Here is a 22,204-nt window from a genome sequence, read left to right on the forward strand (position 1 = left end):
CGCTCTTCTGACGCGCCAGCCCTGGAGACTTAACAGCATCATCGCAGTAGAACCAGGGGCTCAGAGCGAATATGAAGGAGGGGATGGGTCGCTGAAACGTAGAGCATTCGCGATGGAGCTGGCGTATGCGATCGCGAAGGAATCTTACAGGATGGTTCAGAAATGCCCCCGGCGCTTTTTCCCCCTGCGACGAACGCTCCACCGATGACCCGCTTTCACTCCCCAGAGCTGGCCTGGTGTTGCTGATTAAAAAGACATGAAGAAGCTTGAGGGAAGAGGTGGCGCAACTGAGGAGCAAAGCGTCCGAGCCAGGGATGGCGAGGCCGTGCTGCATGGATGCAGGCTTTCTTTGCGATCAGATGCGCCACTTCTGACCACGCAGGTACCCGAAGCGATCAGCCACAGACGTTAAGCAGGCTTCTCACTCTTAGGGCGCTGAATCATCGCCAGCCCTTTCAGGAAGTTACGCAGAATCTGATCGCCGCATTCGCGGTAGTTCTTATGATCAGGTTTGCGGAAAATCGCACCAATCTCAGCCTGTGAAACGGTAAAATTCACGCGCTTCAGTACATCAGGAATGTCGGTGGTTTTCAGATCAAAAGCGATACGCAGCTTTCTCATGAAGATGTTATTGGTCATCTTGCGCTCAATCGACGGCGCGGGCGCATCTTCACTTTTGCCGCGACGGTAGAAGATCAGGCCATTCAGGAAATAACCCATCAGCACATCGGGGCAGGGACGGAACGCAGCATCGTCATCTTTTTTCAGCCACGCCTGAATATCCGCCAGCGGCACGTCACATTGTGACAGCGCAAAAATCTCCACCATTTTGGCATCGCTCAGGTTGAGCATGTAGCGCACGCTGCGCAGAATATCATTGTTAGTCATGGTGAGATCTTCTCATGGTCAGTCGACAGGCTGCGCATTATAGGGGATTTTGCCCGCGTTCGCGCAGGTTTGTGTCCGTCGGATTACCGCTGTAACACGGCACCAGGCCGCGCGGCGTCACGCACAAACGGCAGATGCTCACAGGCGTGCTGTCGGGCAAAGCGGATAAAGGCTTCCAGCACCGGCTGACGCTGTTCTCCTTCGCGCACGGCCGCATAAAGACGGCTCCAAAGTCCATCACCTAGTGTGCGCGTGACGACCAGACCCTGCTTCTCAAAACTCTCTACCACCCAGTGCGGCAGTGCGGCAATCCCCATCCGTGCCGACACCATCTGAATCATCAGCAGGGTATTATCCACACTTTTCAGGGCCGGGCTGACGCCAGCGGGCTGCAGGAAGTGACGCCAGATATCCAGACGCTGACGCTGCACCGGATAGATCATCAGCACTTCATCGGCTAAATCTTCCGGCGAAATCTGCTCAACCTGGGCCAGCGGGTGATCCGTCGCCAGTACCAGCCGTACTTCATAATCAAACATCGGTGAGTAGAACAGGCCCGAGCGCGCCAGAATGTCGGAGGTCAGCACCACATCCAGCTCACCCTGCTGCAGAGCAGGCTGCGGATCAAAGGTCACGCCCGATTTAAAATCCATCACCACCTGCGGCCAGCTCTGACGGAATTTATCCAGCGCCGGGGTCAGCCACTGAATGCAGCTGTGACACTCAATCGCCACCCGCAGCGTGGTCTGATGCGGCTCATGGCAGGCCTGCAACGCCTGCTGAATCTGCGGCAGCACCTGCTCTGCCAGCTGCAGCAGAATATCGCCCTGCGGCGTAAAGCGCAGTGGCTGACTTTTACGGACGAACAGGCGGAATCCCAGCCGCTGCTCCAGATCGCTGAACTGGTGAGACAACGCCGACTGCGTCTGATGAAGCTGGGCTGCCGCCGCCGCCAGCGATCCCGTATTGCGCAGAGCCTGAAGCGTCCGCAGGTGCTTGAGTTCGATCATGAGAGTCCTTCACATCGAAAATGAACATATTGCGCTTGAGCAACATACAGTACCCGCAGAGTATAGCAGTGTAAACATCTGGACGGCTAAACATCTTTGGCTGCCCATTTAAGCCAAAGTGAAAGATTATCTGGAGAACAGCACATGACTATCCTCAACCATACCCTCGGCTTTCCCCGAATTGGCCTGCGCCGTGAACTGAAAAAAGCACTGGAGCGTTACTGGGCAGGCGACAGCACGCAGCAGGCCTTACTGGAGACGGGCCGCGAGCTGCGTGCGCGACACTGGCAACAACAGAAAGAGGCGGGCGTCGATCTGCTGCCGGTCGGCGATTTTGCCTGGTATGATCATGTGCTGACTACCAGCCTGCTGCTGGGCAACATACCCACGCGTCATCAGAACAAAGAGGGGACCGTTGATCTCGACACGCTGTTTCGTCTGGGGCGCGGTCGTGCGCCGACTGGCGAGCCTGCGGCGGCGGCAGAAATGACGAAATGGTTTAACACCAACTATCACTACATGGTGCCGGAATTTACTCAGGACCAGACCTTTAAACTTACCTGGACTCAGCTGCTGGATGAGGTGGATGAGGCGCTGGCGCTGGGCCACAACATCAAACCGGTGCTGCTGGGACCGGTGACGTATCTGTGGCTGGGTAAAGTTAAAGGTGAGCCCTTTGAACGTCTGTCGCTGCTGGAAAGGATTCTGCCGGTTTACCAGCAGGTGCTGGCAGAACTGGCGAAGCGCGGCATCGAATGGGTACAGATTGATGAACCCGCCCTGGCACTGGAGCTGCCGCAGACGTGGCGCGAAGCCTTCCAGCCGACGTATGACGCGCTGCAGGGTAACAGTAAGCTGCTGCTGACCACCTATTTTGACAGCATCGGACAGAACATTGATGTGATTCGTGCGCTGCCGGTGCAGGGCCTGCATATCGATCTGGTTCATGGCCGCGATGATATTGAGCAGCTGAATCAGCAACTGCCCGCCAGCTGGCTGCTGTCGCTTGGCGTGATCAACGGACGTAACGTCTGGCGTGCCGATCTGAGCCGCTGGTTCAGTCGCCTGCAACCGCTGACCAGAGCGCGTGAACAGGTGTGGATTGGCTCCTCCTGCTCGCTGCTGCACAGTCCGATCGATCTCGGCGTCGAGACCCGGCTGGATGATGAAGTCAAAAGCTGGTTCGCCTTTGCGCTGCAAAAATGTGCAGAGCTCTCGCTGCTGAGTCAGGCACTCAACACGAATGATCCCGCCTCGCTGGAGGCCTGGAGCGCACCGGTGCGCGCCCGTGCTTATTCCCGCCGTGTGCATAATGCCGCGGTAGGCCAGCGTCTTCAGGCCATTACGCCACAGCACAGTGAACGTCTGAGCGCCTACCCAGTGCGGGCACTTCTGCAGCGTCAGCGTTTCAATCTGCCCGCCTGGCCCACCACGACGATCGGTTCTTTTCCACAGACCACTGAAATTCGCGGCCTGCGCCTCGATTTTAAGCAGGGCCGTCTCGACAGTAATCATTACCGCACCGGCATCGCGGAGCACATTAAACAGGCGATCATCGAACAGGAGCGGCTGGGACTGGATGTGCTGGTTCACGGTGAAGCAGAACGTAACGACATGGTTGAGTACTTCGGCGAGCATCTGGAGGGATTTGTCTTTACCCAGAATGGCTGGGTACAGAGTTACGGTTCCCGCTGTGTGAAACCGCCTGTGATCATCGGCGATGTCAGTCGCCCAGAGGCGATTACCGTCGAGTGGGCCCGATATGCTCAGTCGCTGACTGACAAGCCGGTAAAAGGAATGCTGACCGGCCCGGTGACGATTCTCTGCTGGTCATTCCCGCGTGAAGATGTGCCACGGGAAACTATCGCAAAGCAGATCGCGCTGGCGCTGCGTGACGAAGTGGAAGACCTTGAGAAAGCAGGCATTGGTATTATTCAGATCGATGAGCCTGCACTGCGTGAAGGTCTGCCACTGCATCAGTCTGAGTGGGCAGACTATCTGAACTGGGCAGTGGAGGCGTTCCGGCTGAATGCGGCGGTGGCGCGGGATGAAACCCAGATTCATACGCATATGTGTTACTGCGAGTTCAACGACATCATGGACGCCATCGCTGCACTGGATGCTGATGTGATCACGATTGAAACCTCACGGTCTGACATGGACTTACTGGAGTCGTTCGAACACTTCGACTACCCGAATGAAATCGGCCCCGGCGTCTATGACATTCACTCGCCTAATGTCCCCAGCGTGGCGTGGATAGAGGCGCTGTTGCTGAAGGCGGCGAAACGGATTCCGGAAGCGCGTCTATGGGTAAACCCGGACTGCGGTCTGAAAACGCGTGGCTGGACGGAAACACGTCAGGCGCTGGCCAATATGGTGACGGCGGCAAAGAAATTGCGTGGTGAGACGGCGTAGGAATGGGACCGGATGGCAATAAACAGGGGCGCCGAAGCGCCCCTGTTTATTTATTTTGATGCCACGCCATACTGCCTGAACCAGGCCAGCATGCGCTGCCAGCCATCATTGGCTGATTCAGCATGATAGCTTGCACGATAGTCAGCATTAAAGGCATGGCCCGCTTCGGGATAGACGATGATCTCGGCGGTTGCATTGGCGGCATGGAGTGCCTGACGCATCTGCTCGACGCTCTCCAGCGGGATACCCTCATCCTGGCCACCATACAAACCTAATACTGGCGCATTCAGGTCGATCGCAATATCAATAGGATGCTTCTGCTGCTTCAGCGTGCGCTCGCCGGTCAGTCGCCCATACCAGGCAACCGCGGCGCGTAGCTGTGGGTTATGCGCGGCGTAGAGCCAGCTGATGCGGCCACCCCAGCAAAAACCGGTGATGCCCATGCGACGGATATCGCCGCCGTTGCGTGCCGCCCAGTTAGCGGCATGATCGAGATCGGCCAGCACCTGGGTGTCAGGCACTTTGCTGACCAGCTCGCTGAACAGCGTCGGGATATCGTTATACTCAGTCGGGTCGCCTTCGCGGAAATAGAGCTCAGGCGCAATCGCCAGATAGCCTTCCAGCGCCAGACGGCGGCAGATGTCCCGGATGTGCTCATGGACACCAAAGATCTCCTGCACCACCAGCACCACAGGCAATGGGCCTTCCGCTGAGTGCGGTTTTGCAAAAAATGCCGGCATGTTTTCGCCCTGGCTGGGCACTGAGGTTTCACCTGAGTGAATGGCCGGGCTTTCGGTAATAATGGTGGTAGAGGCGGTGGGCTGCACGGCAGGGGCAAAGCCGCCCGTCGCCGGTTTTTGTGCCATATTGTCACTGGGTTTCATTATTCTCTCCGTGCAAGCATTTACGCAATCACGTAACTATAGCCTGGCCGTAAAGCGTCTGCGTCCAGGTGTCGGTTAACACAATCAACAGCGAATAAAATCATCCACCTCTTTAACATTGCGCCGACCCTGACACAGCCTCGCTGAGGGCTATCCGGATGAATAAGACGTAATTATGTGATTAAAATCACATTTTATGTTCCGGGAAATGTAACTTTCATTTTCTTAAGTGAATTTTGTCACATATTTATCGGGCGTGCTGGCGTAGAGTGGCGCGCTACCTTCCCTTAACAGGAGTCTGAAAATGACACAGTCTGACGTTTTCCATCTTGGCCTGACAAAAGCCGATCTGCAGGGCGCGACCCTGGCGATTGTGCCGGGTGACCCGGAGCGTGTGAAGAAAATTGCCGGACTGATGGAAGATGCCACGCATCTCGCCTCACACCGTGAATTTACCTCCTGGCTGGCTAAACTTGATGGCAAGCCGGTCATTGTCTGCTCAACGGGCATCGGCGGTCCTTCTACATCGATTGCGGTCGAAGAGCTGGCGCAGCTTGGCGTGCGTACCTTCCTGCGAGTCGGTACCACAGGTGCTATCCAGCCACACATTAACGTCGGCGATGTGCTGGTGACCACCGCGTCCGTTCGCCTGGACGGAGCAAGCCTGCATTTTGCCCCGATGGAATTCCCGGCTGTCGCTGACTTCGCCTGCACCACCGCACTGGTTGCCGCCGCTGAAGCCTGTGGCGCGAAAACCCACATTGGCATCACCGCCTCTTCTGACACCTTCTATCCGGGCCAGGAGCGCTACGACACTGTTTCAGGCCGTGTCGTCAGTCGTTTCAAAGGATCGATGAAAGAGTGGCAGGAGATGGGCGTGCTTAACTATGAGATGGAATCTGCAACGCTGTTAACCATGTGCGCCAGCCAGGGTCTGCGGGCCGGCATGGTCGCGGGCGTGATTGTGAACCGTACTCAGAAAGAGATTCCGGATGCGGTCACCATGAAGCAGACAGAAAGTGACGCAGTGAAGATTGTGGTCGAAGCGGCGCGTCGTTTATTATAACGACTGCGTCGGGCAACAGGTTTTTTGTCCAGACTCAAAACCTGTTGCCGGTAGTTAACGGCGCGTAACATCAGTGAAACCTGAGAGTGTTTATGCGCAATACGATTCCTGTCCGACGTCCTGTCCCTGATGCTAATCCGGCCGCACTCAAAGCCCGTCTGGAACGCAGTGCCGAACGTTTCCGTGCCGCCATGCAACAGGGCGACTATGCGCTGGCTGCTCAATGCTGTGAAGAGGTATTGCGCTCCATGCCCAATCAGATGCAGGTGCTGAGCGACTACGCGCTCTGCCTGCTGCGTCTGGGTCAGTACAATAAATCGTACAAAATCTACCAGAAGATTTATCAGTCGCCGCCCGAGGTGCAGGCTACCGCCTCCGAAACCTGGCTGGATGGCCTGACCGAAGTGTGTGGCTGGCTGGATAAAAAGGATGAGGTGACGCGTCATGGGCTGGCCTCGCTGATGCGCTCTGATGCGCGTTTCAGTCAGGGGCAGCGCGCCACGTTTCCCGCTCCGCAACCTGAGCCTGTCGATCTCAGCCAGCCACATCAGAATGTCATCGCTTTCTGCCTCTATGGCGATCAGCCGCGCTACTGTGAAACCTTAATCAAAAACGTTGAAGTGGCGCCTGAACTCTATCCCGGCTGGGTTTGCCGCATCTACCTTGATGACAGCGTGCCGCAGCATGTCTGGCAGCGCCTGGACCAGCCACATGTGCAACTGGTCGATATGTCTCACGAAAAAACGCTGTTTCCGACCCTGTGGCGCTTTCTGGTGCTCGACGATCCTGACGTGAAGCGTTTTATCGTGCGCGATGCCGACTCGCTGCTTTCAGAGCGCGAAGCGGCGGCGGTTAACGCCTGGCTGGCATCGCCTTACTGGTTCCACCATATGCGTGACTACTTCTCCCATACCGAACTGCTGCTGGCAGGGATGTGGGGCGGCTGTCACGGTGTTTTCCGGAATGTGGAGCAGGCGATGCGTGATTTCATTGCACAGTATCAGGGCAGCCAGCGCTTCACCGATCAATATTTCCTCAAAGTGGCGTTATGGCCCACAGTGCGGGAAAGCCTCCTGAGCCATGATGAACTGTTCAACTTTCATCAGGCCCAGGCGTGGCCTGATCATGCGCCCGTGCGCTGGCAGACGCCGCATTTCCACGTAGGCAGCAATGCCGGCTTTGCCAGTATGACCGGTAAATCCAGCGCTCCTGAAGGGAGCAGACAGCGCGTCGCGATCACTTCTGGCGAGACAACCTGGCATTATCTGGCGCAGGTCAAAAACGGCGAGTGGCTTTTGCCGATGCCATTCTTCCTGATTGATGAGTGGCAGGCTGGAAAGCTGACGGTAGCGGCCCTGTAAGGCGCTGAATGCCGGTAAATTTATCTGGACATTCATACAGTGCGACTCTACCTTTTTCCTCAGCAGCCTGAGTCGCGGGGAAATCATGGATCAGCACATCATTATCAGCGCCTGTCTGGCGCTTGCCGGGTTGGGGATTGGCTGGATGCTGGCACAGTTACGTGCCGGCCATCAGGTCGCCAGTTTTCAGACCGAGCGCCGTCTGCAGGAAGAGGCGCAACAGCGCCAGCAGCAGCAGATCGAACAGCTTCAGCAGCAGACGCAGCAGCGTGAGCAGGAGCTGCGTCAGCTTCATGGCGCGCTGAGCGGGGCCAATGAGCGCCTGCAACAGCTCGATTACTGGCGCAATGAAAGCGAACAGCTTAATCGTGAACTGCGCAATCAGCTGGAGGTTAACAGCGCACAGGAAGCGGAGCTGCGCGAAGTGACCATCCGCCTTGAAGAGACACGTTTCGCGGCTGAAGAGAAACAGCGCCTGCTGACCAACAGCGAACAACGCCTCAGCGCCCAGTTTGAAAACCTCGCCAACCGTATTTTCGAAAACAGCGGCCGTCGTGTCGATGAACAGAACCGTCAGAGTCTGGACGGGCTGATTGGCCCGCTGCGTGAACAGCTGGATGGCTTTCGCCGTCAGGTGCATGAAAGCTTTGGGGCAGAAGCGCGTGAACGGCACACCCTGACTCATGAAATCCGGCAGTTACAGCAGCTGAATGCGCAGATGGCACAGGAGGCGCTTAACCTGACCAAAGCGCTCAAGGGCGACAATAAAATCCAGGGTAACTGGGGTGAAGTGGTGCTGAGCCGTGTACTGGAGGCCTCCGGGCTGCGTGAAGGCTACGAATATGAAACTCAGGTCAGCATCCAGTCAGAACAGCAAGGCCGGATGCAACCGGATGTCATTGTGCGTCTGCCGCAGGGCAAAGATGTCGTGGTGGACGCCAAAATGACGCTGGTGGCCTATGAACGCTACTTCAATGCGGATGATGAGATCGAACGTGAGCAGGCGATCCAGGAGCATGTCAGCGCCATGCGGGCGCACATTCGCCTGCTGGGACGAAAAGATTATCAACAATTGCCCGGTTTACGGTCGCTGGATTATGTGTTGATGTTCATTCCGGTCGAGCCGGCCTTTTTGCTGGCGATTGACCGCCAGCCTGAGCTGATTGGCGAGGCGCTGCAGCAGAACATTATGCTGGTCAGTCCCACCACGCTGCTGGTGGCGCTGCGTACCATTAACAATCTCTGGCGCTATGAGCATCAGAGCCGTAATGCGCAGCGTATTGCTGACCGGGCTACGCGCCTCTATGACAAGATGCGACTGTTTGTCGATGACATGAGCGGCATTGGTCACAGCCTGGATAAGGCGCAGAACAGCTATCGCGAGGCGATGAAAAAGCTGGCAGAAGGGCGCGGCAACCTGATTGCGCAGACGGAAGGATTTCGTGCGCTGGGCGTGGAGATCAAACGACCCATTAATCCTCAGCTGGCCGAACGGGCCATGCCGGAAAACCGGGCCGCTGACGATGCAGATGACGACAGGGATGCGGATGAGAGTGAGAGGCGTGTGAGGCGCCTCCACGAATAGTATGGGCGCAGCGTGCCTGACTTCCGTGACTCTGATACACTTCGGGAAGTATTGTTTGTGGAGCAGGTAAAACCGATGGCAGATGAATCACAGCAGGAAACTACCCATTTTGGCTTTCAGACGGTCGCCAAAAGCGAAAAAGCTGACAAAGTCGCGGATGTATTTCACTCCGTAGCAGCAAAATATGACCTGATGAACGATTTGATGTCGTTTGGCGTCCATCGTATCTGGAAGCGTTTTACCATTGACAGCAGCGGCGTACGTCGCGGTCAGCGCGTGTTAGATCTGGCGGGGGGTACCGGCGATCTCACCGCCAAATTCTCTCGCCTGGTGGGCGAAACCGGTCAGGTTGTCCTGGCGGATATCAACAGCTCCATGCTGAAGATGGGCCGCGAGAAACTGCGCAATCAGGGCGTGGTGGGCAACGTAAGTTACGTCCAGGCCAACGCAGAAGCTCTGCCTTTCCCTGATAACTATTTCGACTGCATCACTATCTCCTTTGGTCTGCGCAACGTTACGGAAAAAGAGAAGGCGCTGGCCTCCATGTTCCGTGTCCTTAAGCCGGGCGGACGCCTGCTGGTGCTGGAGTTCTCTAAGCCTGTTCTGGATCCGCTGAGCAAAGCGTATGACGCCTACTCGTTCCACATTCTGCCGCGCATCGGACAGCTGGTGGCGCAGGATGCAGAGAGCTATCGCTATCTGGCCGAATCAATCCGCATGCATCCCGATCAGGAGACCCTGAAAGCGATGATGAACGATGTCGGTTTTGAAAATACCACTTACTCCAATATGACCGGCGGCATTGTTGCGTTGCATCGTGGATTTAAGTTCTGAGTGAGATGGTAATGAACCTGACGCCCTTGATTACCGCAGGACTGGAAACGGCGCTGAACCGTATTCTCTATCGCGATCGTGGCCTGAAAGCGGCGCGGCAACGCCTGAATGGCAAAGTGCTGACGCTGCGCCTGAGTGAGTTTTCGCATCCGCTGGTGCTGGTTTTCAGTGAGCAGCGACTGGACGTACTCGCGGACTGGCAGGATCGCAGTGACTGCACGGTGATTACTTCGCTGAAAACGCTGCCAAAGCTGCGCGATCGCCAGCAGCTGACGCCGCTCATCCGCAGCGGTGAGCTGCAGGTTGAAGGTGACCTGCAGGTGGTGCAGCAGTTCTCTGCGCTAATGGATCTGGCTGAGCTGGATCCGGCAGAATATCTGGCTCCCTGGGTCGGTGATATCGCCGCTCAGGGTATCAGTCAGCGCTCACAACAGGCATTTCGCTTTTTCAAAGGTGAAGTGCAGCGTCGCCAGGATTATCTCGGACAGGCCATTACCGAAGAGTGGCGTGTTGCGCCTGGCTCGCTGGAGTTAGCCTGGTTTTCTGAGGAGGTCGACGCGATGGAACGTTCGCTTGAGGCGCTTGATGCGCGTCTGGCGCAGCTGGAGGCAAAATGAGTTTTGGAGAGATCCGCCGTTTATATCTGATCATGAAGGTCTTTCTGACCTATGGCCTTGATGAACTGATTCCTCAGACACGCCTCACTTTCCTGTTTCGCCTGTGGCGTCGTTCGGTTTTCTGGATCCCGAATCTGCATCAGCAGGAACTGATCGGTGCACGTATGCGCATGGCGATGGAGCAACTTGGGCCGGTCTGGATCAAGTTTGGCCAGATGCTGTCGACGCGTCGTGATCTTTTCCCGCCGCTGATCGCCGATCAACTGGCGATCCTGCAGGACCGCGTTGCGCCGTTCGATGGCGTCAAAGCCAAAGCGCAGATTGAAGCCTCAATGGGCGCGCCGATTGAAACCTGGTTTGATGATTTTGATATCAAGCCACTGGCATCGGCATCCATTGCGCAGGTACACACCGCCACGCTGAAATCGACCGGTAAGAAAGTGGTCATCAAGGTGATTCGCCCCGATATTTTGCCGGTGATCCGAGCGGACATGAAGCTGATCTATCGGCTGGCACGCTGGGTTCCGCGTCTGCTGCCGGATGGCCGTCGTCTGCGTCCGGTCGAGGTGGTGCGCGATTATGAGAAAACCCTGCTTGATGAACTGAATCTGTTACGCGAAGCCGCTAACGCTATTCAGCTGCGCCGGAACTTTGAAGATAGCCGCATGCTCTATGTGCCGGAAGTCTATTCAGATTACTGTAGCGAAACCATGATGGTGATGGAGCGCATCTACGGCATTCCGATTTCAGACGTTGCCACACTGGAGCGTCATGGCGTGAACATGAAGCTGCTGGCAGAGCGTGGTGTGCAGGTCTTCTTCACCCAGGTCTTCCGCGACAGCTTCTTCCATGCGGATATGCATCCGGGCAACATTTTTGTCAGCTATGAGCATCCTGAAGACCCGCAATATATCGGTATCGACTGCGGTATCGTGGGGTCGCTGAACAAAGAAGATAAGCGTTATCTGGCGGAAAACTTCATCGCTTTCTTCAACCGTGACTACCGTAAGGTCGCAGAGTTGCACGTTGACTCAGGCTGGGTGCCGCCCGATACCAATGTTGAAGATTTCGAGTTTGCGATCCGTACGGTTTGTGAACCGATTTTTGAAAAACCGCTGGCTGAGATCTCCTTCGGCCATGTGCTGCTGAACCTGTTTAACACCGCACGTCGCTTTAATATGGAAGTGCAGCCGCAACTGGTATTACTGCAAAAAACTCTGCTCTATGTGGAAGGTATTGGTCGTCAGCTCTATCCGCAGCTCGACCTGTGGAAGACAGCTAAGCCGTTCCTGGAAGAGTGGATTAAGGATCAGGTCGGTTTGCCCGCTATTATTCGTGCGGTCAAAGAGAAAGCGCCATTCTGGGCTGAAAAGTTACCTGAGTTGCCAGAACTCTTTTACGACAGCATGCGCCAGCACAAACTCTTACGGCACAGCGTCGATAAGTTAGTGGGCGACATGAATGCGCAACGCGTCCGTCACCATCAGGCGCGATACCTGTTTGGTGTCGGTGCAACGTTGCTGTTAAGTGGAACGGCGGTGCTGCTCACCCGACCGGACTGGGACTTCTTCCCGGCGGTACTGATGGCAGCGGGAATCGTCTCCTGGTTAATCGGCTGGCGTAAGACAAACTGATTGTCACGTCTGTTTAAAAAAAGGTAATGTCGCTGGCTAAAGCCCGGTTAAAAAGGGCACTCTGTCCTGCATTACCTTATCGTTTTCACAGAATATTAGAGGCTATCTCATGGGCGGTATCAGTATCTGGCAATTGTTAATCATTGCCGTGATTGTTGTTCTTCTGTTCGGTACCAACAAATTACGTAATCTGGGTTCAGATTTAGGTTCTTCGATTCGTGGCTTCAAAAAAGCCATGAGTGATGAGGATGACAAAAAGGATCAACCGAAAGAGCAGGACGCTGACTTCGCGGCCAAAACACTGGCGGACAAACAGCAAACTTCGGCTAACAAAGAAGACGCCAAGAACGACAAGCAGGTGTAAACCGTGTTCGATATTGGTTTTAGTGAACTGGTATTGGTGTTCGTTATCGGGCTGATTGTTCTCGGCCCGCAACGTTTACCGGTCGCGGTGAAAACCGTGGTCGGCTGGATCAGGGCGATTCGCTCGCTGGCAGCCAATGTACAACATGAACTGGCGCAGGAGCTCAAGTTGCAGGAATTGCAGGAGAGCCTGAAAAAGGTGGAAGAAGCGGGCCGCGGCACGCTCTCCCCTGAGCTGAAAGAGTCGATGGAAGAGCTGCGTAAAACGGCGGATTCAATGAAGCGCTCGGTCAGCCAGAGCATCGACATTGAAAAAGAAGAAGACGAGGCGAACACCATCCATTCGGCTCAGCACAGGCCCGCGCCTCATGCGGCTTCTGCTGCAGTGCCGGCATCTGAGCCTGCTGTCGCTGAGTCTTCGGTGACGCCTGCATCAGCAGCGCATCAGGCCAGTGCCGCGGCACAGAGTCCGTCATCAGCATCAGGCCCGGCGGTGCAACCTTCCGCTGCACCTGCTGCAGTCGCCACGTCTCCGGCACAGGTTTCGTCAGCAGTTTCATCAGCTCCGGCTGTGCAATCCTCTGCCGCGCCCGCCACCGCGGCGAGTGCACCGGCACAGGCACCCGCAGGTGATGCCGCCAGACCGACTGATACTGCGCGTCATTCCGTACCCTCCTCTTCTGCAAGTGATGAACGATAATGGCCGTTGAAGATACCCAACCGCTCATCAGCCATCTGATTGAGCTGCGTAAGCGCCTGCTGAATTGCATCATCGCCGTACTGGCGATCTTCCTGATGCTGGTTTACTTCGCCAACGACATCTACCAGCTGGTCGCCGCACCGCTGATCAGTCAGATGCCGGTCGGGTCCAGCATGATCGCGACCGATGTGGCCTCACCGTTTTTCACCCCGATTAAGCTGACCATTATTGTATCGGTGTTTCTCGCGGTGCCGGTGATCCTTTATCAGGTCTGGGCCTTTGTCGCCCCTGCGCTCTACCGGCATGAGCGCAGGCTGGTAATGCCGCTGCTCTTTTCCAGCACCTTCCTGTTCTACTTCGGCGTAGCCTTTGCCTATTTCGTGGTCTTCCCGCTGGCATTTGGTTTTTTCACCAAGACCGCACCGATTGGCGTCACCGTCGCAACGGATATCTCTAAGTACCTCGATTTTGTCATGACGCTGTTTATGGCATTTGGCGTGGCGTTTGAAGTGCCGGTAGCGATTGTGTTGCTGTGCTGGACCGGGATCACCAGTCCGGAAGAGTTGAAGAAGAAACGCCCCTATATTCTGGTGGGCGCCTTCGTGGTCGGGATGTTGCTCACACCGCCGGATGTTTTTTCCCAAACTTTGCTCGCTATTCCGATGTACTGCCTGTTTGAAGTCGGCGTATTCTTTTCCCGGTACTACGTGGGTAAAGGCCGACGCTTACAGGATGAGGAAGAGAACACTGACGCCTGATGCTGACAGCCTTACCCGCACTGGCGGGAAGCGTTCACTCCAAACCGCCCTGATGGGCGGTTTTTGTTTATAAACAGTGGGAAATATTATGTTTGATATCGGTGTAAACCTGACCAGCACGCAATTCGCCTCCGACCGGCAAAAGGTGGTTAAACGCGCGCGTGATGCGGGCGTCACCGGCATGCTTATTACCGGCACTAACGCGCTGGAGAGCCAGCAGGCTCAGCGACTGGCTGAAGCTCAACCCGGCTTCTGCTGGTCTACTGCAGGCGTTCACCCTCACCATGCCAGCGAATGGTCCTCGGAAATCGCCAGCACCCTGCGTCGCCTGGCTGAAAAACCGGAAGTGGTGGCTATTGGTGAGTGCGGACTTGATTTCAACCGCAACCTGTCGGCTCATGGGCAGCAGGAGTATGCGTTTGACGCGCAGCTGGCGCTGGCGGCAGAACTCAATATGCCGGTGTTTTTGCACTGCCGTGAAGCCCATGCGCGTTTCACGGCGGTACTTGAACCCTGGTTGCCAAAACTGCCGGGTGCAGTCATCCACTGCTTTACCGGCACGCGTGACGAGCTGGAAGCCTGTCTGGCAATGGGATTATCGGTGGGGATTACGGGCTGGGTTTGCGATGAACGTCGTGGTCTGGAACTGCGCGAGCTGCTGCCACTGATCCCGGCTGACCGCCTGCTGCTGGAAACCGATGCGCCTTATCTGCTGCCGCGCGACATGCGCCCGCGTCCGACCTCACGCCGGAACGAACCCTGCTTTTTACCGCATATTGTGCATCAGGTGGCGACATGGCGCGGCGAGAAAACCGAAGAGCTGGCGACCCGCATCGATCAGAATGCGCGGGCGTTATTCAGACTGGCTTAAATCTTACGGAACTGCTTATTGTCGACGCTGCGCATTACCTGCTTGTTCAGCAGATTGAGTAACAGAATCGAGCGCGTTTCACCATCCGGCTCGGCAAAAATGGCGCGCAGCCCTTCAAACGTCCCTTCGGTGATGACAACTTCATCGCCGCTTTGCGGTGTCTCAGGGTCAAGCAGGATTTGCGGAACGTCGGTTTCCAGCGCTTCGATCACCGCTGACGGCACGGTTGCGGGGGTGGTGCCGAAGCGTACAAAGTGACTGACACCGCGTGTGCTGCTAATCGTCGTGGTGTGAATCGCTTCCGGATCGAATTCGATAAACAGATAATTTGGAAACAGTGGCTCACTCACCGTGGTGCGTTTGCCGCGCACGATCTTTTCCAGAGCGATCATTGGACTGAGGCAATGCACTTCCTGCCGCTCCAGATGCTCCTTCGCGCGCAATAGCTGACCACGTTTGCAATAGAGTAAGTACCAGGATTCCATAACTGCTCCCATTGAATGGACGCTAAGAATAGCAAACCTGCTGCCAGAGTTATAGCGCAGGGGCAGGGTAAAGCGCCCCGCAGCGAAAATAAACTGAGACTTTTCTTAACATGCCGGATAGCAGTAAAAGCATTGATGGGTAATTGACGTCTGCTATTGCTCTGTATCAGACTCGATGACCATCACATCTGCATAAGGATCCTCTGATGGAACTCTTTCTGTTGAGCAATGGCAAGCTGGCGGATGATGGGGCGCTGCTGGGCTATGCGCAGCCACAGCTGCACGCCATGATCGCCCGACGCGCTATCCGATCGGCGGTACTGATCCCCTACGCAATTATTCGTGGCGACCAGCAGCAGCGTGCTGCCGAGCTCAGTGCTTCTCTTGGAATTCAGGTGGAGCGAGTTCAGGCATTCGCTTCGCCAGCTGACGCGATTGCCCAGGCAGATCTGATTTTGGTCAGCGGTGGCAACACCTGGTTTCTGAATCAGATGCTGCATGAACAGGGTCTGATCGGAGTGATTCAGCGCGCGGTGCGGGAGCGGCAGGTACCCTATGTCGGCTGGAGCGCAGGCTGCAACGTGGCAACGCCCTCAATCCGTACCACTAACGATATGCCGGTGCGCAGCAGCGTGGTGTTGCCTGCCCTGGGCCTCTTCCCGGTGCAGATCAATCCCCACTATCTGGATGCCAGCGTCAGCGGCCATATGGGCGAAACCCGCGATGAACGCCTGGCGGAGTTCTGTGCAGTTAACCCTGCCGAGTCGGTCATTGCACTGCGTGAAGGCAGTTTTCTGCACCTGCATGACAACCAGCTGCGTTATCACAGCGTGCGTAACGAAGATTTTAAACTGTTTCGCCACGGCGAGCCGATTCAGGGGTATCACGATGCCCGTGCGTTACAACCGCTGGTTCCCTTTCAGTGCGTATGAGGCCGCCATATAAACCTCAGCATATCCATGTAATCAGACCTATAATGGCCGACTCACTCTGGCCGGAAAGCTAAAGCCGCATGAAATATCACGATTTAAGAGACTTTCTCGCGCTGCTCGAACAGCGCGGTGAGTTAAAGCGCATTACCCAGTCGATCGATCCTGAACTGGAAATGACCGAAATTGCCGACCGCACCCTGCGTGCCGGTGGTCCCGCTCTGCTGTTTGAAAACCCGAAAGGGTACGACATGCCGGTGCTGTGCAATCTGTTCGGCACACCAAAGCGCGTGGCCATGGGCATGGGCCAGGAGGAGGTCAGCGCACTGCGCGAAGTGGGTAAACTGCTGGCCTTCCTGAAAGAGCCGGAGCCGCCAAAAGGCTTCCGCGATCTGTTCGATAAGATGCCGCAGTTTAAGCAGGTCCTGAACATGCCGACCAAACGTCTGCGCAATGCACCCTGTCAGGAAGAGGTGTTCAGCGGCGATGAAGTCGATCTGACCCGCATTCCGGTGATGAAGTGCTGGCCTGGCGATGCGGCACCGCTGATTACCTGGGGACTGACCGTGACGCGCGGCCCGCATAAAGAGCGGCAGAATCTGGGCATTTATCGACAGCAGGTGATCGGCAAAAACCGTCTGATTATGCGCTGGCTATCGCACCGTGGTGGCGCGCTCGATTATCTGGAGTGGAAGAAAGCGCACCCGGGTGAGCGTTTTCCGGTCTCGGTGGCGCTGGGTGCCGATCCCGCCACTATTCTCGGTGCCGTCACGCCGGTGCCTGACACGCTGTCAGAATATGCGTTTGCCGGGTTGCTGCGCGGCAATAAAACCGAAGTGGTGAAGTGCCTGTCGAACGATCTCGAAGTGCCGGCCAGTGCTGAAATCGTGCTGGAAGGGTATATCGAAGCGGGCGATATGGCACCAGAAGGACCTTACGGCGATCACACCGGCTACTACAATGAAGTAGATAGCTTCCCGGTGTTTACCGTGACACATATTACGCAGCGTCATAAGCCTATCTATCACTCCACCTACACCGGCCGTCCGCCGGATGAGCCTGCGGTGTTGGGTGTGGCGCTGAATGAAGTGCTGGTGCCAATCCTGGTGAAGCAGTTTCCGGAGATCGTGGACTTCTATCTGCCACCGGAAGGTTGCTCATACCGGCTGGCGGTCGTAACGATTAAAAAGCAGTACGCCGGGCACGCCAAACGTGTCATGTTTGGCGTGTGGTCGTTTTTACGGCAGTTCATGTACACCAAATTTGTTATTGTGTGTGACGATGATGTTAATGCGCGTGACTGGAACGACGTGATCTGGGCCATTACCACGCGTATGGATCCGGCCCGTGATACGGTATTAGTGGAAAATACCCCGATCGATTATCTCGATTTCGCCTCGCCCGTTTCCGGGCTGGGGTCGAAAATGGGGATGGATGCGACCAATAAGTGGCCAGGTGAAACGCAGCGCGAATGGGGTACCCCCATCGTTAAAGATCCGGCGGTCACCGCGCGCATTGATGCTATCTGGGATGAGCTAGGTATTTTTGATCAGCCGCCACAGCGTTGATGGCGAGCACAACCATAAAGACGACCCGACAGAGGGAACGCATGACAACGTTAAGCTGTAAAGTAACTTCAGTTGAGGCGATTACCGACACGGTCTATCGCGTTCGCCTGATCCCTGAAGCGGAATTCAGTTTTCGCGCGGGACAGTATCTGATGGTAGTGATGGATGAGCGCGACAAGCGTCCGTTCTCACTGGCCTCAACGCCGATGGAAAAAGATATCATCGAGCTGCATATCGGCGCGTCCGATCTGAACCTCTATGCCATGGCCGTTATGGATCGCATCCGTAACGATCGCCAGATCACCGTTGATATGCCGCACGGCGATGCCTGGCTGCGCGAAGAGAGCACTAAACCGCTGATCCTGATTGCAGGCGGTACCGGTTTCTCCTATGCCCGTTCCATTCTGCTCACCGCGCTGGCGGAACAGCCAGAGCGCGACATCGCCATTTACTGGGGCGGACGTGAGCTTAAGCACCTGTACGATATGGATGAGCTGGATGCGCTGGCCGTCAAGCATCCGAACCTGAAGGTGATCCCGGTGGTCGAGCAGCCCGAAGCGGGCTGGCAGGGTCGTTCTGGTACGGTACTGACCGCAGTGATGCAGGACTTCAGCACGCTGAGCGAGCATGAGATTTATATCGCCGGACGTTTTGAGATGGCGAAGATTGCCCGCGATCGTTTCTGTGCCGAGCGTGGTGCAGTGGAATCACAGATGTATGGCGATGCGTTTGCCTTTATCTGATAGCTGGTAGCAGACAGAAAAAACCCGCCGATCAACGGCGGGTAAATCTGACAAAGTAAGACTCAACGTATTACAGACGCTCGAATACGGTTGCGATCCCCTGGCCCAGTCCGATGCACATGGTGGCAAGGCCAAAACGGGCATCGCGGCGTTCCATGATGTTCAGTAATGTGGTGCTGATGCGTGCGCCGGAACAGCCCAGCGGATGGCCCAACGCAATCGCGCCGCCATTCAGATTAACCTTCTCATCCATCCGTTCCAGCAAACCTAAGTCCTTGATGCAGGGCAGCGTCTGCGCGGCAAAGGCTTCGTTCAGCTCAAACACATCGATATCACTGACGCTCAGTCCCGCCCGTTTTAATGCCAGTTTGCTGGCCGGTACCGGTCCATAGCCCATAATCGAAGGATCACAGCCGACCACTGCCATGCTGCGGATACGTGCGCGTGGCGTCAGCCCCAGTTCACGGGCGCGTGATTCACTCATAATCAGCATGGCGGCCGCGCCATCTGACAGGGCCGACGACGTACCCGCTGTGACGGTGCCATTCACAGGATCGAAGGCGGGTTTGAGCGCCGCCAGACCTTCGGCGCTGGTCTCCTCGCGGATCACCTCATCGCAATCATAGCGCTTAAGAATGCCATCGCTGTCGTGACCCCAGGTGGCGACAATCTCCGTTGCGAAGTCCCCACGTCGGGTGGCCTGCCATGCGCGCTGGTGCGAACGCAGGGCAAACGCATCCTGCTGCTCACGGCTGATATGATGCATACGCGCCAGCATCTCGGCAGTTAAGCCCATTATGCCTGCGGCTTTGGCAACGGTGCGGCCCAGGCCAGGATGAAAGTCCACGCCGTGATTCATCGGCACGTGTCCCATATGCTCCACGCCACCAATCAGGCAGCACTGCGCATCGCCGACCATAATAGCGCGGGCCGCATCGTGCAGCGCCTGCATTGACGAACCACACAGCCGGTTAACGGTGGTGGCCGGCACAGAGTGCGGGATTTCGGCCAGCAGCGCAGCGTTACGTGCGATATTAAATCCCTGTTCCAGCGTCTGCTGTACGCAGCCCCAGACAATGTCGTCGAGGGATGTCGGGTTCACCGCCGGGTTACGGCTCAGAATTTCGCGCATCAGGTGCGCAGAGAGATCTTCAGCGCGCACGTTCCGAAAGGCGCCGCCTTTTGAACGTCCCATTGGCGTGCGCACCGCATCAACAATCACCACATTTTCCATCTTCTTGCCCTCAGGCGCTTTTCAGCGCGGCTTCATCAATCGGTTTGGCGGCGGGATACCAGCTTTCATGCTGATGGGCTTTCTGCACCAGCAGCTCAGGCAGGGCATACAGGCCACCAAGCGCGCTGTAGCGCCGGGCCTGATCGACCACATTGCTGTTGCCCAGGGTATCGAGGTAGCGGAAAGCACCACCACGGAACGGTGGGAAACCGAGGCCATAGACCAGTGCCATGTCCGCTTCAGCGGGCGAGGCGATAATCTTCTCTTCCAGGCAGCGCACCACCTCATTCAGCATCGGCAGCATCATGCGGTTCAGAATCTCTTCATCGCTGAAGGCTCGCGCGGGCTGACAAACCTGTTGCAGCAGCGTATCTACCTCCGCATCCGGCACCTTCTTCAGCTTGCCCTTTTTATCCTCTTCCCAGCGCCAGAAGCCTTTGCCATTTTTCTGACCAAAACGACCGGCATCAAACAGCAGATCGATCGCATCGCGATAGTCATGCTTCATACGATCCGGGAAACCATCAGCCATGACGCTTTGCGCGTGGTGTGCGGTATCGATGCCCACCACATCCAGCAGCCATGACGGCCCCATCGGCCAGCCGAACTGTTTTTCCATCACTTTATCAATCTGACGGAAATCAGCGCCGTCGCGCAGCAGCAGGCTGAAAGCCGCGAAGTAGGGGAACAGCACACGATTGACAAAGAAGCCGGGGCAGTCATTCACCACGATGGGTGTTTTGCCCATTTTGCTGGCCCATGCCACGACTTTACTCAGTGTTGCTTCACTGGTTTTCTCGCCACGAATCACTTCAACCAGCGGCATACGCGGCACCGGATTGAAGAAGTGCATGCCACAGAAATTTTCCGGGCGTTGCAGCGCCTGTGCCAGCTGGGTGATAGGAATGGTTGAGGTATTGGAGGCCAGAATCGCATCCTGACGCAGATGCTGTTCGGTTTCCGCCAGCACTTTGGCCTTGATCTGCGGGTTCTCTACTACGGCTTCCACCACCACATCGGCCTGGTCAAAACCGGCGTAATCCAGGGTGGGCTGAATAGTGGCGATCACACTGGCGAGTTTACTGCCGTCGATTTTGCCGCGGTCCAGCAGCTTATTGAGCAGCTTGCTGGCTTCGTTCATCCCCAGGGTTAACGCCTGCGGATTAATGTCTTTCATTCTTACCGGCACACCTTTCCAGGCCGACTGATAGCTGATGCCGCCACCCATGATGCCCGCGCCCAGTACCGCTGCCTGAGCCGGTGCACCGCTTTCGCTGCCGCGTTTTTTCGCCAGGCTTTTAACGTACTGGTCGTTGAGAAAGATGCCGACCAGTGCGCGGGCTTCATCAGACTGCGCCAGGGGCACAAACGCCGCGGTTTCAAGTTTCAGCGCATCATCACGGCCAAGACTGGCCGCCGCTTCAATCGTTTTTACGGCCATCAGCGGGGCGGGATAGTGTTTACCTGCCGTCTGCAGCACCATTGCTTTCGCAATCGTGAAGCTCATCGCCGCTTCAATCGGACTGAGTTTCAGCGGTGCCAGTTTCGGTGCCCGGCGCGCCCGCCAGCTGCCATCAGTAGCGGCGGCTTTGAGCATCGCGATCCCCGCCTCGCGCAGTTTCTCGCGCGACACCACCGCATCGACCAGGCCGAGTTTCAGGGCGGCGTTGCCATCAACATCTTTACCCGCCGCAATAATTTCCAGCGCACTGTCGGCGCCCAGCAGGCGCGGTAGTCGCACGCTGCCCCCAAAGCCGGGCATGATGCCAAGTTTTGTTTCCGGCAGGCCAATACGGGCGTCCGCAGTGGCAATACGCAGATCGGTTGCCAGTACGCATTCACATCCACCGCCCAGCGCATAGCCGTCAATGGCGGCCAGAGTCGGCACCGGCAAATCTTCCAGACGGTTAAAGATGTTGTTGGCGTAGCTCAACCACTGACTCAGCTTTTCGGTGGGTGCATCAAACAGAGAAAGAAACTCGGTGATATCCGCGCCCACAATAAAAGCAGGTTTAGCGGAGCTCAGCAGCAGGCCGCGCAGTTCTGGCTGCTGTTCCAGTACCGCAATCGCCTCGCCCAGACTGGCGACCGTTTGCGTATCGAGCTTATTGACCGAGCCTGTAGCGTCAAAAACCAGCTCGGCGATGCCATCGTCCAGCCAGTGAAGAGTAAGGTTAGCGCCTTGGTAGAGCATGTGCGTCTCCTGAAACCGCGAAAGGTGATCTGGTCATACCAGATGATCGTGAGTGTGGGAGCGAT

General features: G+C 56.4%; 20 protein-coding genes. 14 read left to right on the forward strand and 6 right to left on the reverse strand.

Annotated features, from left to right (window positions below):
* Positions 1-408 precede the first annotated feature (408 nt).
* The gene (locus NIM72_RS13075; RefSeq protein ID WP_253420682.1) at positions 409-888 is read right to left on the reverse strand and encodes a DUF1456 family protein; all 480 of its coding nucleotides are present in this window, start codon (positions 886-888) and stop codon (positions 409-411) included.
* Positions 889-971: 83 nt separating this feature from the next.
* On the reverse strand, positions 972-1,898 hold the full coding sequence (gene metR, locus NIM72_RS13080) for an HTH-type transcriptional regulator MetR (protein ID WP_161733921.1): 927 nt from the start codon (positions 1,896-1,898) through the stop codon (positions 972-974).
* Positions 1,899-2,042: 144 nt separating this feature from the next.
* Here metR and metE point away from each other — a divergent pair, with 144 nt between their 5' ends.
* A complete protein-coding gene (metE, locus tag NIM72_RS13085; RefSeq protein WP_253420685.1) occupies positions 2,043-4,313 on the forward strand; it encodes a 5-methyltetrahydropteroyltriglutamate--homocysteine S-methyltransferase in 2,271 nt (756 codons plus the stop codon).
* Between the two features lie 50 nt (positions 4,314-4,363).
* Here the strand turns inward: metE and NIM72_RS13090 are convergent, their stop codons facing one another.
* Positions 4,364-5,197 carry a dienelactone hydrolase family protein gene (locus tag NIM72_RS13090; protein ID WP_161733925.1) on the reverse strand — a complete coding sequence of 278 codons (834 nt, stop codon included), beginning with the start codon at positions 5,195-5,197 and terminating at the stop codon, positions 4,364-4,366.
* A 304-nt stretch (positions 5,198-5,501) separates the two neighbouring features.
* Here NIM72_RS13090 and udp point away from each other — a divergent pair, with 304 nt between their 5' ends.
* The 10 genes from udp (at position 5,502) to tatD (ending at position 14,986) form a co-directional block, all read left to right on the forward strand.
* The gene (udp, locus tag NIM72_RS13095) at positions 5,502-6,263 is read left to right on the forward strand and encodes a uridine phosphorylase (protein WP_161733927.1); all 762 of its coding nucleotides are present in this window, start codon (positions 5,502-5,504) and stop codon (positions 6,261-6,263) included.
* Positions 6,264-6,355: 92 nt separating this feature from the next.
* Complete coding sequence (locus NIM72_RS13100) at positions 6,356-7,624, forward strand: tetratricopeptide repeat protein (protein WP_253420689.1); 1,269 nt, start codon at positions 6,356-6,358, stop codon at positions 7,622-7,624.
* An 85-nt stretch (positions 7,625-7,709) separates the two neighbouring features.
* Positions 7,710-9,209 carry a DNA recombination protein RmuC gene (gene rmuC / locus NIM72_RS13105; protein ID WP_222924745.1) on the forward strand — a complete coding sequence of 500 codons (1,500 nt, stop codon included), beginning with the start codon at positions 7,710-7,712 and terminating at the stop codon, positions 9,207-9,209.
* A 75-nt stretch (positions 9,210-9,284) separates the two neighbouring features.
* Positions 9,285-10,043 (forward strand): bifunctional demethylmenaquinone methyltransferase/2-methoxy-6-polyprenyl-1,4-benzoquinol methylase UbiE, encoded by a 759-nt coding sequence (gene ubiE / locus NIM72_RS13110; RefSeq protein ID WP_008926452.1) that lies wholly within the window; start codon positions 9,285-9,287, stop codon positions 10,041-10,043.
* An 11-nt stretch (positions 10,044-10,054) separates the two neighbouring features.
* Positions 10,055-10,660: an SCP2 domain-containing protein gene (locus tag NIM72_RS13115; protein WP_253420692.1), complete on the forward strand. Its 606-nt coding sequence runs from the start codon at positions 10,055-10,057 to the stop codon at positions 10,658-10,660.
* Entirely contained in the window at positions 10,657-12,294 is a 1,638-nt protein-coding gene (gene ubiB, locus NIM72_RS13120) for a ubiquinone biosynthesis regulatory protein kinase UbiB (RefSeq protein WP_150013210.1), read from the forward strand. Before NIM72_RS13115 ends, ubiB begins: the two co-directional genes overlap by 4 nt.
* Before the next feature lie 109 nt (positions 12,295-12,403).
* A complete protein-coding gene (tatA, locus tag NIM72_RS13125; RefSeq protein WP_150013208.1) occupies positions 12,404-12,658 on the forward strand; it encodes a Sec-independent protein translocase subunit TatA in 255 nt (84 codons plus the stop codon).
* Positions 12,659-12,661: 3 nt separating this feature from the next.
* Positions 12,662-13,357, forward strand: coding sequence for a Sec-independent protein translocase protein TatB (gene tatB, locus NIM72_RS13130; protein ID WP_253420695.1), 696 nt, complete (start codon positions 12,662-12,664; stop codon positions 13,355-13,357).
* A complete protein-coding gene (gene tatC / locus NIM72_RS13135) occupies positions 13,357-14,115 on the forward strand; it encodes a Sec-independent protein translocase subunit TatC (RefSeq protein ID WP_161733937.1) in 759 nt (252 codons plus the stop codon). Before tatB ends, tatC begins: the two co-directional genes overlap by 1 nt.
* A gap of 88 nt (positions 14,116-14,203) precedes the next feature.
* Positions 14,204-14,986 carry a 3'-5' ssDNA/RNA exonuclease TatD gene (gene tatD, locus NIM72_RS13140; RefSeq protein WP_161733939.1) on the forward strand — a complete coding sequence of 261 codons (783 nt, stop codon included), beginning with the start codon at positions 14,204-14,206 and terminating at the stop codon, positions 14,984-14,986.
* Here the strand turns inward: tatD and rfaH are convergent.
* Positions 14,983-15,471 carry a transcription/translation regulatory transformer protein RfaH gene (rfaH, locus tag NIM72_RS13145; RefSeq protein ID WP_033734838.1) on the reverse strand — a complete coding sequence of 163 codons (489 nt, stop codon included), beginning with the start codon at positions 15,469-15,471 and terminating at the stop codon, positions 14,983-14,985. The genes tatD and rfaH overlap by 4 nt on opposite strands.
* A gap of 206 nt (positions 15,472-15,677) precedes the next feature.
* On the opposite strand from rfaH, the gene pepE reads away from it, so the two are divergent.
* The 3 genes from pepE to fre all read left to right on the forward strand — a co-directional run bounded on the left by pepE (position 15,678) and on the right by fre (position 18,711).
* Complete coding sequence (gene pepE, locus NIM72_RS13150; protein ID WP_253420698.1) at positions 15,678-16,403, forward strand: dipeptidase PepE; 726 nt, start codon at positions 15,678-15,680, stop codon at positions 16,401-16,403.
* Between the two features lie 80 nt (positions 16,404-16,483).
* On the forward strand, positions 16,484-17,968 hold the full coding sequence (gene ubiD, locus NIM72_RS13155) for a 4-hydroxy-3-polyprenylbenzoate decarboxylase (protein ID WP_161733943.1): 1,485 nt from the start codon (positions 16,484-16,486) through the stop codon (positions 17,966-17,968).
* A 41-nt stretch (positions 17,969-18,009) separates the two neighbouring features.
* Positions 18,010-18,711: an NAD(P)H-flavin reductase gene (gene fre, locus NIM72_RS13160; RefSeq protein WP_008926461.1), complete on the forward strand. Its 702-nt coding sequence runs from the start codon at positions 18,010-18,012 to the stop codon at positions 18,709-18,711.
* 70 nt (positions 18,712-18,781) lie between these two features.
* Here fre and fadA read toward each other — a convergent pair whose 3' ends face one another.
* Together fadA and fadB are read right to left on the reverse strand one after the other, a co-directional pair.
* A complete protein-coding gene (fadA, locus tag NIM72_RS13165) occupies positions 18,782-19,945 on the reverse strand; it encodes an acetyl-CoA C-acyltransferase FadA (RefSeq protein ID WP_253420701.1) in 1,164 nt (387 codons plus the stop codon).
* A gap of 10 nt (positions 19,946-19,955) precedes the next feature.
* Positions 19,956-22,139, reverse strand: a complete 2,184-nt coding sequence (gene fadB / locus NIM72_RS13170) for a fatty acid oxidation complex subunit alpha FadB (RefSeq protein WP_253420704.1) — start codon at positions 22,137-22,139, stop codon at positions 19,956-19,958.
* Positions 22,140-22,204: the final 65 nt, after the last annotated feature.

The organism is Pantoea sp. B550 (assembly GCF_024158165.1).
Classification (GTDB): domain Bacteria; phylum Pseudomonadota; class Gammaproteobacteria; order Enterobacterales; family Enterobacteriaceae; genus Pantoea; species Pantoea alfalfae.